Here is a 15,325-nt window from a genome sequence, read left to right on the forward strand (position 1 = left end):
ACCGCTGGAGTGTTTCCCGCAGATCCGCGAGCGTGAGGGTGGGTCGAGCTCAGCCCACGGGGGAGTGGCGAGCTCGGCCCACCCGTCGCCGCGACCTGGGGGCACGGTCCACCCGTTCGCCGGAATACGCCCGAGGCGGGAGCTGTGAGTGTGGTGTGAGTGACGGGTGCGTTCGTTTGCACTGCTACCGATCGTGGTAAACAGTCCGCTGTCCACTTTCCGCCCGCCCTGCATCAGCCGACGCGTTCGGCGCACTGCAGGATCTTTGCTGTCAGGGGTAGCCGATGAGGTTGTCGACTCGCGTCCGCGAGGAGAACCGGGATGCGCCACGTCGAACGGTGGGCTCGGAATACCGGCTGGACCTGGACGGATTACGTGGACTGGCTGTCGCGCTGGTCGTGATGTTCCACATCTGGATGGGCCGCGTGTCCGGCGGCGTCGATGTCTTCCTGGCGCTGTCGGGCTTCTTCTTCACCGGGATGCTGATACGCCGAGCCGAGTCGACCGGGTCGGTCGACGTGGTCGCCATGGTGCGACGTACGCTCGCGCGACTGGTCCCGGCAATGGTCGCGGTGCTGGCCGCGGTGGTTGTCGCGGCGTTCTACATCAGCCCGTACACGCGGTGGTCCGACATCGCCACCCAGACGGTGGCTTCGATGTTCTACTACCAGAATTGGCAGTTAGCGCTGTCGTGGTCGAACTACCTGGCCGCAGACCCGAGTGTGAGTCCACTGCAACACTTGTGGTCGATGTCGGTGCAAGGCCAGTACTACCTGCTCGCCATCACCGTCGTGGCCGGCGTCGCCTGGGTGCTGTCCCGTCGCGCGGGCACCGCCCGTTTGCTGCGCCCCGTGCTGCTGACTGTCATCAGCTCTGTTGGTGTGGCATCTTTCGCGTATGCCACGCACGGCGCGGCCACGCATCAGGGCTGGAACTACTACGACAGTTTCGCGCGATTGTGGGAGCTGCTGGCCGGTGCGGCATGCGTGATCGTGGCCCCGATGATCTCGCCGCCGCGGCCGGTGCGGTGGCTACTGGCGATAGCCGGTGTGGCCGGGGTGCTGGCGTGTGGAGTGGTCCTCGACGGCGCCGATCTGTTCCCGGGCCCGGCCGCCTTGCTTCCGGTCGGAGCGACCATCGCGTTGATCGCCAGCGGCGCCAACACCGATCCCGCGTCGCGGCCCCTGCCCAACAGACTGCTCGGCACTCCGCCGGCGGTTCGGCTGGGAGAACTGGCCTACGCGCTGTATCTGTGGCATTGGCCGCTCCTGATCTTCCTTCTCGTCGAAACCGGCCGCCCGCTGGCGGGATTCACCGACGGTGTGTTGATCATCGGCGCTTCGCTCGTACTCGCCTGGACGACCCACCGATGGATCGAGCAGCCGCTGCGTTCGGGGACACGGACCCCGGCCCGGCCCACCGGATATCGGCGGGCCGCGTGGTCGATGATCGCGGTGCTCGGCGTATCGGTGATCGGCGTGACCTCGGCCTGGCATTTCGTCATACGCACCCAATCCACATCGGCCGTCAGTGCATTTGCCTTGGATCCTGCGATCTACCCCGGCGCTGAGGCATTGGTCAGCGGTGCATCCGCACCACTCGCGAAGATGCGGCCCACGGTGTTGGAAGCGCCCTCGGAATTGCCGCCGCCCACCCTCGATGGCTGTATCGCCGACTGGAACACCCGCGACGTTGTGACTTGTACGTACGGAGATACCACCGCGGAGCGCACGCTGGCGGTGGTGGGTAGTTCACACGCCGAGCACTGGCTGCCCGCTCTGCAGATTCTCGCCGCCGAGAACGATTTCCGGATTGTCGTCTACTTGAAGATGGGCTGTCCGCTCACCGTCGCCGCGGACCCCATGCACAAAGGCCAGCCCAATCCGGACTGCCGAGACTGGTCCCGCGAGGTGATCGACCGTCTCGGTGCCGACCGCCCGGACTGGGTGTTCACCACTGGCACCCGGCCCGTGGACGACGGTGGTGACGAAACGCCCCAGGACTACCTGGATGTGTGGTCCCAACTGTCCGCCCGCAATCTCAATGTCATCGCCGTCCGCGACACCCCGTGGTTGCGGCGCAATGGTATTCGCTACAGCGGGATCGACTGTTTGAGCAAAGGTGGCGACCGGCTCAGCTGCGGCATGAAACGCGACGATGCCCTCAATCCGGTCGACCCGGCTCTCGAGCCCGCGGCGGCCTACCCCAACGTATTCCCGATCGACCTCACCGATGCTGTCTGCGAACCTGATATCTGCCCCGTGGTCGAGGGCAACATCCTCATCTACCACGACGAGCATCACTTCACCGCCAGCTATTCCAGGTCTCTGGCCCCCGCGCTCGGCCGAGAACTCCAGCCGATCCTGGGATGGTGGTGACCGGCCTACCGGTGGCTCCAATTCGCCCGAACACCAACAACTTCCACCACCCAGCCAGCCCACCTCAATACGTCACAGTGACGTATTGAGGGGATCTCGCGAGCCTAGGGGAGCGGCCCAAGGGAGGTCACCGATGCCAACCCCGGGGCCACATCCAGCCAATCCATGCCGAACAGGAAATTTTCCATCAAATGGCATGTAGGCCAGAAATATTCATCCGAGCCGATTTGCGCCCTGCGCGCGCCAGCGTTTTCATGCAGGGAAGTACACGCACACAAGGCGCCGCCAGCCGAGCAGGCAGCGCCACATGCACACGAACACGCAACGCACACAACATCTTTCAAGATCAACACCGTTGCCGTAAGCACGCCGATAATCAACATTATGTCAAGTTGCGCTGAGGTCGTGCCCCCTACCGCAATGTGTGCCACAGCGCCGCGACGAACACGCCGCATGCCACGGCGACGCCGGTGATCGCCATCGCCTTCGCGATATCGGGCCGCCACCTCTGGACGGTATCGATACCGACGAACAGTGCACCGACCAACACGATCGGCACGACGGCGGGCACGATCAGCGCGACCAACGGGCCCACGATCCAGCCCGCCATCCGGAACTTGCCCCACGTGACGCCCAACGCGAGCGGGATCACGACCGCTCCGGCGACCCCACCGGCCAGCGCCCACCACGGCCCCTCCCCGATCCACGGCACGCCCGGGACACCGGGAATGCCGATCAGGTCGAGAGTGCACCACAGACCGATCAGGACGATGACCAGGCCGGTCCCCCACAACGCTGAGCGATAGTGCCACTTGCGGATCGGGCTCCAATCGACCTGACGGCAGTGATGCATCGTGGCACAGGTGACCGCGGCCCAGATCATCCAGCGGCGGACCACCCCGGTGCCGGTTCTGGCCATGGCGTCCCGGAAGATGCGGTCGGCCTCGTCACGGTGGACCGTCCGGCCGGCGATATAGCTGACCGTCTCGTCCTTGTCGAGCACCAGCCCGTCGTGCAGGATCGCCGCGGGCAGGTGCGCGCCGGTCTTCGGAACCAGCCAGGTCAGGAACGACGGCACCGAAGTGAGGTCGGTGGTCCAGCGCTCCAGGTCGGCGGGGACGCGGATAGGGCCGACGCCACCGGGTACATCATCGTCGTATCCGATCCGGTGCAGTAGCCGGAACTCCTCACGGCCGCTGCGCGGGTCGACGACTCGGTCGAGGGAGATGGTCAGGTCGGGCAGGGCTTCGGTAGCGGCCGTTGCCGGGGCGGCGGTATTGCTGACCACCACCGCCCCCGGCCCCAGATCCGCGGCGGCGACCTCGGCCGGCGCCTTGCCCGCGTCGTAGAACGGTGCGCCCGCCTGCTCCACGTCGAAATTCATGCCATCAGCGTGGCACTCACGGCCCGAATACGATCCAAGACACCGCAGCCCGCGACCGAACCGAGCCCTCGGGGTGCCGACGCCGCTCTACATAGACGTGATGGCGCGGACGACCAGCATGCGCTGGGGGCTCGGGCAGATCAGGTTGTCCCAGGGCAGGGACAGGGATTCGGTGTTGTCGGGCGGGTAGACGCGCAGGGTGCTGGTGCGCAGGGCGGCGCAGTCGTTCACCTGCTTGGGGTAGCTGATGAATTCGAATTGGGCGGCGCCGCCGTTGGCGGACAGGGTGACCGTGGTGGCCTGCGGGGCTTGGGGACCCTTGTCTCGTTCGGCGGGCTCGCCGACCGGGTCGCCCTGGGGGCCGTTGGTTTGGGAGACGCCCGGGAAGCCTTCGAGGGTGCAGGCGGTGGAGCTCTTGTTGATGAACTTCAGGAACCAGGTTCCGCCGATCTGGCCGCCGTGGCCCTTGTCCAGGATCAGTTGGGACGTAGTGCATTTCGCGGTGCCGGCGGGGGCCTTGGTGGTGGGGTCGCCCGCCGGGGCTCCGGTCGTCGGGACCGGGGCGTCGGTGGTTCCGGGGGTTCCGGGGGTGCCGCCGCCAGGCTGGGTGGGCTGCCCCGGCTGGGTGGGCTCGCCCGGTTGAGTGGGCTGGGTTGTCTGGCCGGCGGGGGCCGTGGTGGGCAGTGGCTTGGGTGTGTCGGACGGGTCGCAGGCGGTGGTGCCGAGAACGACCCCCGCGGCGAGTGCGGCGACAACCAGTGACTTGATTCCCATGAGAAACCTCCAGATGCGAAACCCGACCAAAGACATGCATGGTGCACATCAGTGGGGTCGAAGCGGCTGTTACGGCGCTCCAGGCGAGAAATCCGTGGAATCGCCTGTGGGTCAATGCAGTTCGTCGTAGACTGCCGCGAAAACCCCTGATCCGGGTGCGCTTGGCGAAACCGTTAACAGGTACCCGATCTTTTTGTGCCCCCAAAAGATGGGGCCGAACGAGGCGCTGCTCCCCCGCCGCAAGGTCAGCGCTCGGATCACCGATCGGCGGGCCCGATGGACCGCCCTGGCCCGAGCGACGCGTGGACGTCGTTCACCCTCCCGGGCGAGAACATCGCCTACTGTCGGGAGCAGGTCGCCTGGCCGGCCTCTCCCCCGGGAATTCTCCCCACACGCCGAACCAATACTTGATTGATTCCAGAAAAAGGGGCAGACTTCGTGCTGTGCCCACGCCTACCGATTTCGAGCGCATGTTGCGCGGGGCCGCTCTGCGCGTGACCGCACCGCGGCTCGCGGTACTGACCGCTGTGCACGACCACCCCCACTCCGACACCGACACGATCCTCGGCTTCGTCCGCGAAACCCTGGGCGGCGTGTCCCACCAGGCCGTGTACGACGTACTCAAAGCCCTGACCACCGCGGGGCTGATCCGCCGAATCCAACCCATGGGATCGGTCGCGCTCTACGAAACACGCGTCGGTGACAACCACCACCACGTCGTGTGCCGCACCTGCGGCGTCATCGCCGACGTGGACTGCGCCGTCGGTGAGGCCCCCTGCCTCACCGCCTCCGACACCAACGGCTTCGCCCTCGACGAAGCCGAGGTCATCTATTGGGGTTTGTGCCCCGAATGCTCCAAAACCGCTGCCACACAAAACAAGTAGCGGCCACACTCGTGGTCGACAACAAGATCACATCCATGGAAGGACGACACACCGTGCCTGAACACCCGCCCATCGGTGAAGCCAATACCGAACCCGCCGCCGGTGGCTGCCCCGTCTTGCACGACCGGAATTCCGACCCGGCCGAGGGCGGTAACGCCAACCGTCAGTGGTGGCCCAACCAGCTCAACCTGAAGATCCTGCAGAAGAACCCGGCCGTCGCCAACCCCATGGACGAGGGCTTCGACTACGCCGCCGAGTTCAAGACCCTCGACCTGGCCGCCGTCAAGGCCGACATCGTCGAGGTCATGCACACCTCCCAGGACTGGTGGCCCGCCGACTTCGGTCACTACGGCCCCTTCTTCATCCGCATGTCCTGGCATGCCGCCGGCACCTACCGCGTCCAGGACGGCCGCGGCGGCGCCGGAGCCGGCATGCAGCGCTTCGCGCCCCTGAACTCCTGGCCCGACAACGCCTCCCTCGACAAGGCCCGCCGCCTGCTGTGGCCGGTCAAGAAGAAGTACGGCAAGAAGCTGTCGTGGGCCGACCTCATCGTCTACGCCGGCAACGTCGCCCTCGAGGACATGGGCTTCGACACCTTCGGCTTCGGCGGCGGCCGCGTCGACCAGTGGGAGCCCGAGGAGGACGTGTACTGGGGTCCCGAGACCGAATGGCTCGGCGACGCCCGCTACACCGGCAAGCGCGACCTCGACAACCCGCTGGCCGCGGTCCAGATGGGTCTGATCTACGTCAACCCCGAAGGCCCCAACGCCAACCCCGACCCGGTCCTCGCCGCCATCGACATCCGTGAGACCTTCGCGCGCATGGCGATGAACGACGAGGAGACCGCCGCCCTGATCGTCGGCGGCCACACCTTCGGCAAGACCCACGGCGCGGGCCCGGCCGATCACGTCGGTCCCGAGCCCGAAGCCGCCCCGCTCGAGGAGCAGGGCCTGGGCTGGCGCTCCGACTTCGGCACCGGCGTCGGCCGCTACGCCATCACCTCCGGCCTCGAGGTCACCTGGACCCCCACCCCGACCAAGTGGGACAACACCTTCCTCGAGACCCTCTACGGCAACGAGTGGGAACTCACCAAGTCCCCCGCCGGCGCCCACCAGTGGGTCGCCAAGGACGGTCAGGCGATCATCCCCGACGCGTTCGACAACACCAAGCGGTGGCTGCCCACCATGCTGACCACCGACCTGTCCATGCGGCTGGACCCGATCTACGAGCGGATCACCCGCCGCTGGCTCGACCACCCCGAAGAGCTGGCCGAAGCCTTCGCCAAGGCCTGGTACAAGCTCACCCACCGCGACATGGGCCCCAAGGTCCGCTACCTCGGACCCGAGGTGCCCGCGGAGACCCTGCTGTGGCAGGACCCGATCCCGGCCGTCGACCACGAGCTCATCTCCGACGCCGACGCCAAGGCCCTCAAGGCCAAGATCCTCGACTCGGGTCTGACCGTGGCGCAGCTGGTCTCCACCGCGTGGGCCGCGGCCTCGTCCTACCGCGGCTCGGACATGCGCGGTGGCGTCAACGGCGGCCGCATCCGCCTGCAGCCGCAGGCCGGCTGGGAGGTCAACCAGCCCGACGAGCTCGCCCAGGTGATCCGGGTCCTCGAAGGAATCCAGGCCGACTTCGGCAAGCCGGTCTCCTTCGCCGACCTGGTCGTGCTGGCCGGTAACGCCGGCGTCGAGAAGGCCGCCGAGGCAGGCGGTTTCGCCGTCGAGGTGCCGTTCCACGCGGGCCGCACCGACGCCACCCAGGAGCAGACCGACGTGGAGTCGTTCGCGATGCTCGAGACCGCCGCCGACGGCTTCCGCAACTACGTCGGCAAGGGCACCCGCGTCCCCGCGGAGTACCTGCTGCTCGACAAGGCCAACCTGCTGACCCTGTCCGCGCCCGAGATGACCGTCCTCGTCGGCGGCCTGCGCGTGCTCGGCGCCAACTACCAGGGTTCGCAGCTGGGTGTGTTCACCGACAAGCCCGGTGTGCTGAGCACCGACTTCTTCGTGAACCTGCTCGACATGTCCACCAAGTGGGCTCCGGCCGACTCCGAGGACAGCAGCTACGTCGGCACCGACCGCGCCACCGGCAAGGCCGTGTGGACCGCCTCCCGCGTCGACCTCGCCTTCGGCTCCAACTCGCAGCTGCGGGCCCTGGCCGAGGTGTACGCCGAGGACGACTCCAAGGAGAAGTTCGTCAAGGACTTCGTCGCGGCCTGGACGAAGGTCATGGAACTGGACCGCTTCGACCTCGCCTGAGGTTGATCCGGCCGGTGTGACCGGTTGACACGATGCCCCCGAACCGAAGGGTTCGGGGGCATCGCGCGTCCCGGGGATCGGTCAGTCGACGATCTGGGTGCGGACACGGCCGATGAACCGGCGCGCGATGTCGGCGCCCTCGTGGTTGTAGGCGTTCATCAGATCGGTGAGTTCATCGACCAGTGCCCGCAAGGCCGGGGAGTCGACACCGTCGGCGTCGGTGGCCCACTCGCGGGGAACGGCGCCGACCGTGATCAGAATGCCCGCCTCGGCAGGGGCTTCCACCGAGTAGGTGAGCAGGTCCGGTGCATCATGCACCGCACTCAGCACGGCGATGTCCTCGGTGATCATCTCCGCGATGCGCGACAGGCTCGCGTGCCGACCCGGACGTGCGTGGCGCGCACCGCAACTGCGCTCCCCCGGGCGCGCGGCGGGCCGACTGGTCTTGGCCAGTATCCGATCCAGCATGCGTTGCGCGGCCGCGCGTTCCGCGACCCCGGTGCGCGGATGCTCGATCAGACTGCGCAGCCGCTGGATTCGGCCGATCGTTCCTGTGGGCATGCCCTCCCCTTTCGCCGTGGCACCTCGATCATGCCAGCGCCCTGCCCTGTCATGGCCGGGGTTGCCGGCTACGATCCTTTGAGCGGAAAGTGATGCATACGCATGTCCGCATGCGACTATAGATCTTTCGCCGACATATCGGTGACATAAAAGTGAAACCTGTTCTATCGTGGTGGAGTGGATGTCACATACGAGAACACCCGACGCGAAATCGCCACGGACAAAGGCGTTCTGCGCTACCACGAAGCCGGGGACGGCCCTCCCCTACTGCTGCTCCACGGATCCGGGATCGGCGTCAACGGGTGGCGGAACTTCCGCAACAACCTGGGCTTCTACGCCGACCACTTCCATTGCTACGTCCTGGAATTCCCCGGATTCGGCGTCAGCGACCCGGTTCCCGGACACCCCGTGCTCACCGCCGTCGACTCCGTCATCCGGTTCATGGACGCCCTCGACCTCGACTCCGCGGCCATGATCGGCAACTCCATGGGCGGCGTCGTCGCCTTCAATGTCGCCATGGCACACCCGCAGCGGGTCGAGAAGATCATCGCCATCGGCGCCGTCGGGCAGAGCCTGCTCGCCATGACCCCCAGCGAAGGCACCCGACTGCTGTCCGAATTCGCCGACGCGCCCTCGCACGAAGGCCTCATGCGGTGGCTGCGCTGCATGATCTACGACCCCACGATGATCACCGACGACCTCGTCGAGGAACGCTGGGCCGCCGCCACCGATCCCGCCGCGCAGGCCAGCCTCAAAGCCATGTACGGGTCGGAAGCGCTTGCGCTGCAACAGCAGTTCCTGGAGAACTCCCCCACCCCGCCCTACTGGTCCATGCTGCACACGATCAAGAGCCCGGTGCTCATGACCTGGGGCGGCGACGACCGCCAATGTCCCACCGACATGGCCCTCATCCCGCTACGGCAGATCCCCAACGCCGAACTGCACGTCTTCCCCAAATGCGGGCACTGGGTGATGTACGAGGCCAAGGAAGCCTTCGAACGCGTCACCCTCGAATTCCTGCATCGCTGAACAGGACCACCGGGTGGGCCGCGACCAGCCCACCCGGATCACGCTCAGCGACCGCCGAACACCGTCGCGTGACACGAGGTGAGCAGCGCCACCAGCTCGTCGCCCTGCTTGTCGTCCAGCACCGCGAACGCGGGCGCGATCAGATCCTCGGTGATCTGCTCGGCCTGCATCCAGCGGCCCTTCAACTCCGCGGTGATCTCGTCGAACGGCTCCGGCCAGCCGAAATTACGCGCCTGATCCGGACCCGGCTTCAACGGCGACCCCGCGATCAGCACCGCCTGCAACGGCGTCAGACCGCTGCCCAGCACACCGATCAGATGCAGCCCGCCGCGCAGCTCCCGCAGAATGTGGATCAGCTGCAGCACCAGGCCCGGCGCGTCCTCCGCCAGTGGCAGCGCCCGCCACCCCGCGAACAACGGCACACCGACCGGATTCGCCGCGGCCACCACCGGCAGCAGCAGCTCCGCCAACCGGCCCGAATCATCGAAGTCCGCCAGCTTGCGGCGGCCGAAGTCCTGGCCGGCCTTCAGATAGCCCGCCGCGCCTGCCTCCGCCGACATCGCCGCGGTCGACTCCCACGCTTGCCGGATGGCCTCGGGACGGAAGAACCCGAACGCCGCGGTCACCACATCCGCGTCCACGTCACCCAGCACGCCGCCACGGCCACGCGTATAGCCCGGCAGGAAACCGGGGACACCGGTGCTCTCGGCGAAGGATCGGGCCTCCCGGGAGAACATGAATCCCCCGCCGATCTGCTGAATCTGATCCTTCACCGCGGACGCTACCGACATGTCCGATCCTCTCTGAACGGAAAGCGCAATCGATCCGAGACTATTGGAGGCCCTCCACCCCATGCACCCGGGTCACCCGAAAGCGATCCGGAACACACCCCGAAAACCAAACCGGCTGCCCTGAAAAGGGTTTCGAACCCGTACGTTAACCTTCAAGTGGTGCTAGGACATTCACATGCGACCAGCGGCGCGCTCGCCTGGTCGGCGGCTGCCGCGGCGCTACCGCTCACCGTCTTGACCTATCCCGCAGTGCAATCCGGGGCCATCGGCTCCGTCGATCTGGTGATGGGCACCTTCCTCACCGCGGGCGCCGCCCTGCTCCCCGACGCTGACCACCCCTCGGGAACCATTTCCCATGTGCTCGGGCCGATCTCGCACTACGCGTGCAAGTTCATCTCGTGGATCTCCGGCGGCCACCGCCACGGCACCCACTCCTTCGCCTTCGTCGCCGCCGTCACCTACGGCACCTGGGCCGGGGAACACCTGCTCGGCCGCCACTTCACCCTCGCCCTCGTGTTCTTCCTGCTCGCCCTCGCGGTCAAGGCGCTGGGCCTGGCCCCCAGCGGCGACGGCCTCAAATCCTGGGGCACCGTCATCATCCTCGCCGTCTGCGGCACCTTCGCCATCGACCACTGGATCAGCGACAAACCGGCCTGGCTGCCGTTCTCCGTCGGCCTCGGGGCCCTCGCCCACCTCATCGGCGACTGCCTCACCGACCGAGGCTGCCGACTGCTGTGGCCGCTCAAACTCCGCACCCGCGTCCCGATCATCGACCGCACCGGCAACAAGGTCGAAACCATGGTGCTGGTGCCGCTGTTCGCCCTGGCCACCCTCGCCCTGCTCTGGTACACGATCACCCACCAGCCCTGACCCCGGCTCGTATGATCACGAAGACCACCGCAGCGGCCAGAACGGAGTCGGGCATGAGCGACCGCGAAGAACTGAGCTGGGAACTGTTCGGAAACGCCGGCCGGGAACTGGCCCAGATCATCGCCGACGACGGCTTCGAACCCGACCTCATCCTGTCCATCGCCCGCGGCGGACTCTTCGTCGCCGGCTCCCTCGGCTACGCCCTCGACGTCAAGAACCTGCACGTCATGAACGTCGAGTTCTACACCGGCGTCGACCAGCGCCTCGACCTGCCGGTCATGCTGCCGCCCGTGCCCAGCGCTGTCGACCTGACCGGCGCCACCGTGCTGGTCGCCGACGACGTCGCCGACACCGGCAAGACGCTGAAACTGGTGCGCGACTTCTGCTCCGACCACGTCGCCGAGGTCCGCTGCGCGGTCATCTACCAGAAGCCGCATTCCGAGGTGGACTGCGAATACGTGTGGAAACGCACCGACAAATGGATCAACTTCCCCTGGTCGGTGCAGCCGCCGGTGGTGGAACGCAAACCCCGCGTCCTGGACGCCTGAGCCAAAACTTGTACGTGGCAATGACAACGGCCCGGAACCAGACGGTTCCGGGCCGTTCGTTCAATTGTCGCGAGTAGGTCAGACCAGCTCGGCGGACAGGATGGTGATGGCCTCGACCGGCACATCCTGGTGGCCGGACTTGTTGCCGGTCTGCACACCCTCGATGGCGTCCACGACAGCCTCGCCGTCGACGACCTTGCCGAACACCGCGTACCCGAAGCCGTCCTGGCCCGGGTAGTTCAGGAAACCGTTGTTGCTGGTGTTGATGAAGAACTGCGCGCTGGCCGAATGCGGGGCCGAGGTGCGCGCCATGGCGACGGTGTACTTGTCGTTCTTGAGACCGTTCGCGGCCTCGTTCTCGACCGTCTGCGGGGCCGGCTTCTGCTGCATGTTCGCAGTCAGGCCGCCACCCTGAATCATGAAGTTCGGGATCACGCGGTGGAACACGGTGTCCGCGTAGTGGCCCGACTTCACGTAGTCGACGAAGTTGGCAACGGTCTTCGGTGCCTTGGCGTCGTCCAGTTCCAGGGTGATGTCCCCGGCGGAGGTCTTCAGGAGCACTTTGGTCATGTTGCCCATCGTATGGGAGCGCCCGATCCAGCGACCGAGCGGTATCGAATACTCGCTCCCCTCTTCGAGGTTCGCTGGTGATGGGTGTGGTCAGGAAGGTGCGCACGGTAGTGAGTGTCGGAGTTTGTTCTAAATGGAGATACATGCGTAGATGCGCATATTTCCATTTCCTAATGGCTGATTCGGATGGCCCCGGCGCGCCCGGGACCCGACCTCATGCTTCGTACAGTTCGAGCGGTAGCCCGTCGGGATCGGCGAAGAACGCGAACCGCTTCCCCGTGTACTCGTCGACCCGCTCCTCCTCCACGACCACTCCCCTCCCCCGCAGTTCGGCCAGGGCCTCCCCCACATTCGGCACCACGAACGCCAGGTGCCGCAGGCCGGCCGCCTCGGGCCGCGAGGGGCGTGGCGGCGGCTCCGGAAACGAGAACAGCTCCAGCTGCCCGCCATCCGGCAGGGCGAGATCCAGCTTGTACGAGCGCCTTTCAGCCCGATAGTTCTCCGCGAGAATCCGCAGGCCGAGAATTTCGGCGTAAAAGGACTTCGACTTCTCGTAATCCGACGCGATGATCGCGACGTGGTGAATTCGCAGCAGCTGCACCTCGGCAACGCTAACGCACACCATTGCGCAAGGCGGGAATGGCGAGGTCGAGGAATTCGCGGACGAGTTTGGCAGGGTCGGCGGCGACGGCCAGGCAGGTTTCGGAGCCGGGGGCGTCGATGACGGGGCGGTGGACGAGGTCGGGGCGGACATAGGCGCGCGCGACGCTGCGGGGCACGATGAGGAGGCCGTGGCCGGAGGCTATGAGTTCGAATTTCTCTTCGAGGGAGGGGGTTCGGCGGGCCGCGATGTCGAGCATGCGTTCACCGTCGAAGTCGGCGAGGGTGAGTTCGGGGCGAGCGGCGAGGGGGTGGGCGGCGGGCAGGCAGGCTACGCCGGGGTCGTGGCCGATGGGGATGACGCGGAGGCCGGTTTCGCCGAAAGGCCGTCGGAGGTAGGCGATCTGGGCGCGACCGTCGCGCAGGGGTGCGTCGCGCTCCCACCAGCGGGCGGGGACGACGTCGGTTTCGACGTCGGGATGGCGGGTGGAGAATTCGCGGAGGATCTCGGAGACGTGGAGTCCGACGGAGAAGGCGACGACCAGGCGGCGGACGCCGCGGTCGGCGTTGTGGACGCGGCGGACGGCGGCGTCGACGGCGGCGAGGATGCCTTGGGCTTCCTCGTAGAGCTGGTGTCCGGCGGCGGTGAGTTCGACGGTGCGGGTGGTGCGGAGGAGCAGGGTGCAGTCGAGTTCGCGTTCGAAGGCTTTGATCTGGCGGCTGAGGACGGGTTGGGCGATGTAGAGCTGTTGCGCGGCGCGGCCGAAGTTGCGGTGCTCGGCTACGGCGGCGAAGTAGCGGAGCTTGCGCAGGTCCAGATCCATACCCTCACGGTATCAATTGCCGGAAAGGGTCTTGGACGTCGCGACGGCCCGTCACGAGACTCGAAGCATGATCGTTCTTACCGCTCCCACCGGGCACATCGGTGGCCAGTTGTTGCAGCTCCTCCTCGAAACCTCTACTCGCACCGATGAATTGCGTGTCGTCGTGCGTGATCCAGCGACGTTGCCGGAGTCGGTCCGGTCCCGGGTCGACGTCGTCGCCGGGTCGCACGGCGATCCCGATGTGGTGGATCGGGCGTTCGCCGGTGCGGACGCGGTCTTCTGGCTGGTTCCGCCGGCTCCCGGCGGGGCGAGTCTGGATGCCGCGTTCTCCGGGTTCACCGCGGCGGCGGCGAAGGCGTTCACAGCGCACGGGGTCGGGCATGTGGTGGGTGTGTCCGCGCTCGGGCGCGGTACGGCGGTCGCGGGTCGTGCCGGGCATGTGACGGCGTCGCTGGCGATGGACGACCTCATCGCGGGTTCGGGTGTGGCGTATCGGGCGCTGGCCAACCCGTCTTTCATGGACAACCTGGTGTGGCAGGCGAACTCGATCCGCGAGGACGGGGTGTTCACGGGCACGGTGCCGGCCGATCGCAAGGCCGCGACGGTGGCGACGCGTGATATCGCGGCGGCGGCCGCGCGGCTGCTGCTGGACCGTTCCTGGTCGGGTGCCGGGGAGGTGGCGTTGCTGGGGCCGGAGGATCTGTCGCCGAACGACATGGCGCACATCGTGTCCGAGGTGCTCGGCCGGCCGGTGCGGTACGAGTGTCTGTCTCTGGAGCAGGCTCGCGCCGTGCAGATCGCGCGTGGGGTGAGTGATGTGATGGCGACCGCGTTCGTCGACATGATGCGCGCCAAGAACGAGGGTCTCGATGATGGTGTGCCGCGCGCGGAGGCGGCCGCGAGCCCGACGACGTTCCGTGCGTGGTGTGAGCAGGTCCTGGCTCCCGCGGTCGGTGCCTGACCGACCGGCGAGGCAGAGACGCTAACCCGCGAGGGCTGAGGCCGCGGCGGCGAGCAGCATCCCCCGGTAGGACCCGCCGAAGAGCACCACGTGCACCAGCAGTGGATGCAGCTGGTGCAGTGGGACCCGTTGCCGCCATCCGGAACTCAGGGGTGTGGCGTTCTGGTAGGCGCCGAGGATGCGGTCCAGGTAGGGCGCGCCGAACAGGGCCAGCATGGCCAGGTCCGTCTCCCGGTGTCCGCCGTGTGCGGCCGGGTCGATGAGGAGTGCGCGGCCGCCGGACCACAGGATGTTTCCGGACCAGAGGTCTCCGTGCAGGCGGGCGGGTGGTTCGGGTGGTCCGGCGAGGTCGGTGATGCGGTCGATGACGCGTTCGATCAGTCGGATGCCGTCGCGGCCGAGTTCGGGGGCGGCGGCGGGGAGGTAGGGGGCCAGGCGATGTTCGGTGTACCAGGTTCCCCACTCCCCCGTGGCGAGTGTGTTGTCCAGGGGCAGGGTGGCGATGTATCCGGGCCAGGGTGCCCCGAAGGTCTCGGGGCGGGTGGCGTGCAGGGTGGCGAGGTCGTGTCCGAGGTGTTCGGCGGCTGCCGGGTCCGCGGGTTGTGGTGGCTGCCAGGGCAGGACGAGCATGCGTTCGTCGGCGGCGACGACGGGTGGGACGAGGCCCGCGTGGCCGGTTGCGAGCCAGCGCAGCCCGGCGGCTTCGGCGGTCAGGACTGCGTCGACGCCGGGGGTGTTGTCGTCGACGGCTTTGACGAATAGCGCTCGTCCGTCCGTCATGTCGGCGCGGTGGAGGGTCCAGGCGTGGTTGTGGCCGAGTGGGTGCAGGTGCGCGACGGGGGTGCCGGTGAGGTGGGCGAGGTGCGCGGGCACGTCCATGGATCCTCATT

At 67.2% G+C, this 15,325-nt stretch carries 15 protein-coding genes; 7 read left to right on the top strand and 8 right to left on the bottom strand.

Annotation, left to right across the window (positions count from 1 at the left end):
• Positions 1-284 precede the first annotated feature (284 nt).
• The gene (locus tag ACFYTS_RS11765) at positions 285-2,378 is read left to right on the top strand and encodes an acyltransferase family protein (protein ID WP_387303248.1); all 2,094 of its coding nucleotides are present in this window, start codon (positions 285-287) and stop codon (positions 2,376-2,378) included.
• Between the two features lie 412 nt (positions 2,379-2,790).
• Here ACFYTS_RS11765 and ACFYTS_RS11770 read toward each other — a convergent pair whose 3' ends face one another.
• Positions 2,791-3,762, bottom strand: a complete 972-nt coding sequence (locus tag ACFYTS_RS11770; protein ID WP_357276207.1) for a DUF1353 domain-containing protein — start codon at positions 3,760-3,762, stop codon at positions 2,791-2,793.
• 87 nt (positions 3,763-3,849) lie between these two features.
• Positions 3,850-4,536 (bottom strand): DUF4232 domain-containing protein, encoded by a 687-nt coding sequence (locus tag ACFYTS_RS11775; protein WP_357276205.1) that lies wholly within the window; start codon positions 4,534-4,536, stop codon positions 3,850-3,852.
• A 470-nt stretch (positions 4,537-5,006) separates the two neighbouring features.
• Here ACFYTS_RS11775 and ACFYTS_RS11780 point away from each other — a divergent pair, with 470 nt between their 5' ends.
• Both ACFYTS_RS11780 and katG read left to right on the top strand, forming a co-directional pair.
• On the top strand, positions 5,007-5,420 hold the full coding sequence (locus ACFYTS_RS11780) for a Fur family transcriptional regulator (RefSeq protein WP_379100286.1): 414 nt from the start codon (positions 5,007-5,009) through the stop codon (positions 5,418-5,420).
• A gap of 35 nt (positions 5,421-5,455) precedes the next feature.
• Positions 5,456-7,681, top strand: a complete 2,226-nt coding sequence (gene katG / locus ACFYTS_RS11785) for a catalase/peroxidase HPI (protein WP_387303252.1) — start codon at positions 5,456-5,458, stop codon at positions 7,679-7,681.
• Positions 7,682-7,762: 81 nt separating this feature from the next.
• On the opposite strand, the gene ACFYTS_RS11790 is transcribed toward katG, so the two are convergent.
• The gene (locus tag ACFYTS_RS11790; protein ID WP_387303255.1) at positions 7,763-8,242 is read right to left on the bottom strand and encodes a hypothetical protein; all 480 of its coding nucleotides are present in this window, start codon (positions 8,240-8,242) and stop codon (positions 7,763-7,765) included.
• Between the two features lie 177 nt (positions 8,243-8,419).
• Here ACFYTS_RS11790 and ACFYTS_RS11795 point away from each other — a divergent pair, with 177 nt between their 5' ends.
• Entirely contained in the window at positions 8,420-9,271 is an 852-nt protein-coding gene (locus ACFYTS_RS11795) for an alpha/beta fold hydrolase (protein ID WP_387303258.1), read from the top strand.
• 44 nt (positions 9,272-9,315) lie between these two features.
• Here ACFYTS_RS11795 and ACFYTS_RS11800 read toward each other — a convergent pair whose 3' ends face one another.
• The gene (locus ACFYTS_RS11800; RefSeq protein WP_387303261.1) at positions 9,316-10,062 is read right to left on the bottom strand and encodes a hypothetical protein; all 747 of its coding nucleotides are present in this window, start codon (positions 10,060-10,062) and stop codon (positions 9,316-9,318) included.
• 159 nt (positions 10,063-10,221) lie between these two features.
• Here ACFYTS_RS11800 and ACFYTS_RS11805 point away from each other — a divergent pair, with 159 nt between their 5' ends.
• Positions 10,222-10,932, top strand: a complete 711-nt coding sequence (locus ACFYTS_RS11805) for a metal-dependent hydrolase (protein ID WP_387303264.1) — start codon at positions 10,222-10,224, stop codon at positions 10,930-10,932.
• Between the two features lie 53 nt (positions 10,933-10,985).
• A complete protein-coding gene (locus ACFYTS_RS11810; protein WP_357276190.1) occupies positions 10,986-11,480 on the top strand; it encodes a phosphoribosyltransferase in 495 nt (164 codons plus the stop codon).
• A gap of 78 nt (positions 11,481-11,558) precedes the next feature.
• Here ACFYTS_RS11810 and ACFYTS_RS11815 read toward each other — a convergent pair whose 3' ends face one another.
• The 3 genes from ACFYTS_RS11815 to ACFYTS_RS11825 all read right to left on the bottom strand — a co-directional run bounded on the left by ACFYTS_RS11815 (position 11,559) and on the right by ACFYTS_RS11825 (position 13,474).
• Positions 11,559-12,050 (bottom strand): peptidylprolyl isomerase, encoded by a 492-nt coding sequence (locus ACFYTS_RS11815; RefSeq protein ID WP_357085817.1) that lies wholly within the window; start codon positions 12,048-12,050, stop codon positions 11,559-11,561.
• 214 nt (positions 12,051-12,264) lie between these two features.
• Positions 12,265-12,651: a VOC family protein gene (locus ACFYTS_RS11820; protein WP_387303268.1), complete on the bottom strand. Its 387-nt coding sequence runs from the start codon at positions 12,649-12,651 to the stop codon at positions 12,265-12,267.
• 10 nt (positions 12,652-12,661) lie between these two features.
• Positions 12,662-13,474: a LysR family transcriptional regulator gene (locus ACFYTS_RS11825; protein WP_387303271.1), complete on the bottom strand. Its 813-nt coding sequence runs from the start codon at positions 13,472-13,474 to the stop codon at positions 12,662-12,664.
• 67 nt (positions 13,475-13,541) lie between these two features.
• Here ACFYTS_RS11825 and ACFYTS_RS11830 point away from each other — a divergent pair, with 67 nt between their 5' ends.
• Entirely contained in the window at positions 13,542-14,435 is an 894-nt protein-coding gene (locus ACFYTS_RS11830; protein ID WP_387303274.1) for an NAD(P)H-binding protein, read from the top strand.
• 21 nt (positions 14,436-14,456) lie between these two features.
• On the opposite strand, the gene ACFYTS_RS11835 is transcribed toward ACFYTS_RS11830, so the two are convergent.
• Complete coding sequence (locus ACFYTS_RS11835; protein WP_387303277.1) at positions 14,457-15,314, bottom strand: fructosamine kinase family protein; 858 nt, start codon at positions 15,312-15,314, stop codon at positions 14,457-14,459.
• Positions 15,315-15,325 lie beyond the last annotated feature (11 nt).

It is taken from the genome of Nocardia sp. NPDC004151, assembly GCF_042874235.1.
In the GTDB taxonomy this organism is placed as follows: Bacteria; Actinomycetota; Actinomycetes; order Mycobacteriales; family Mycobacteriaceae; genus Nocardia.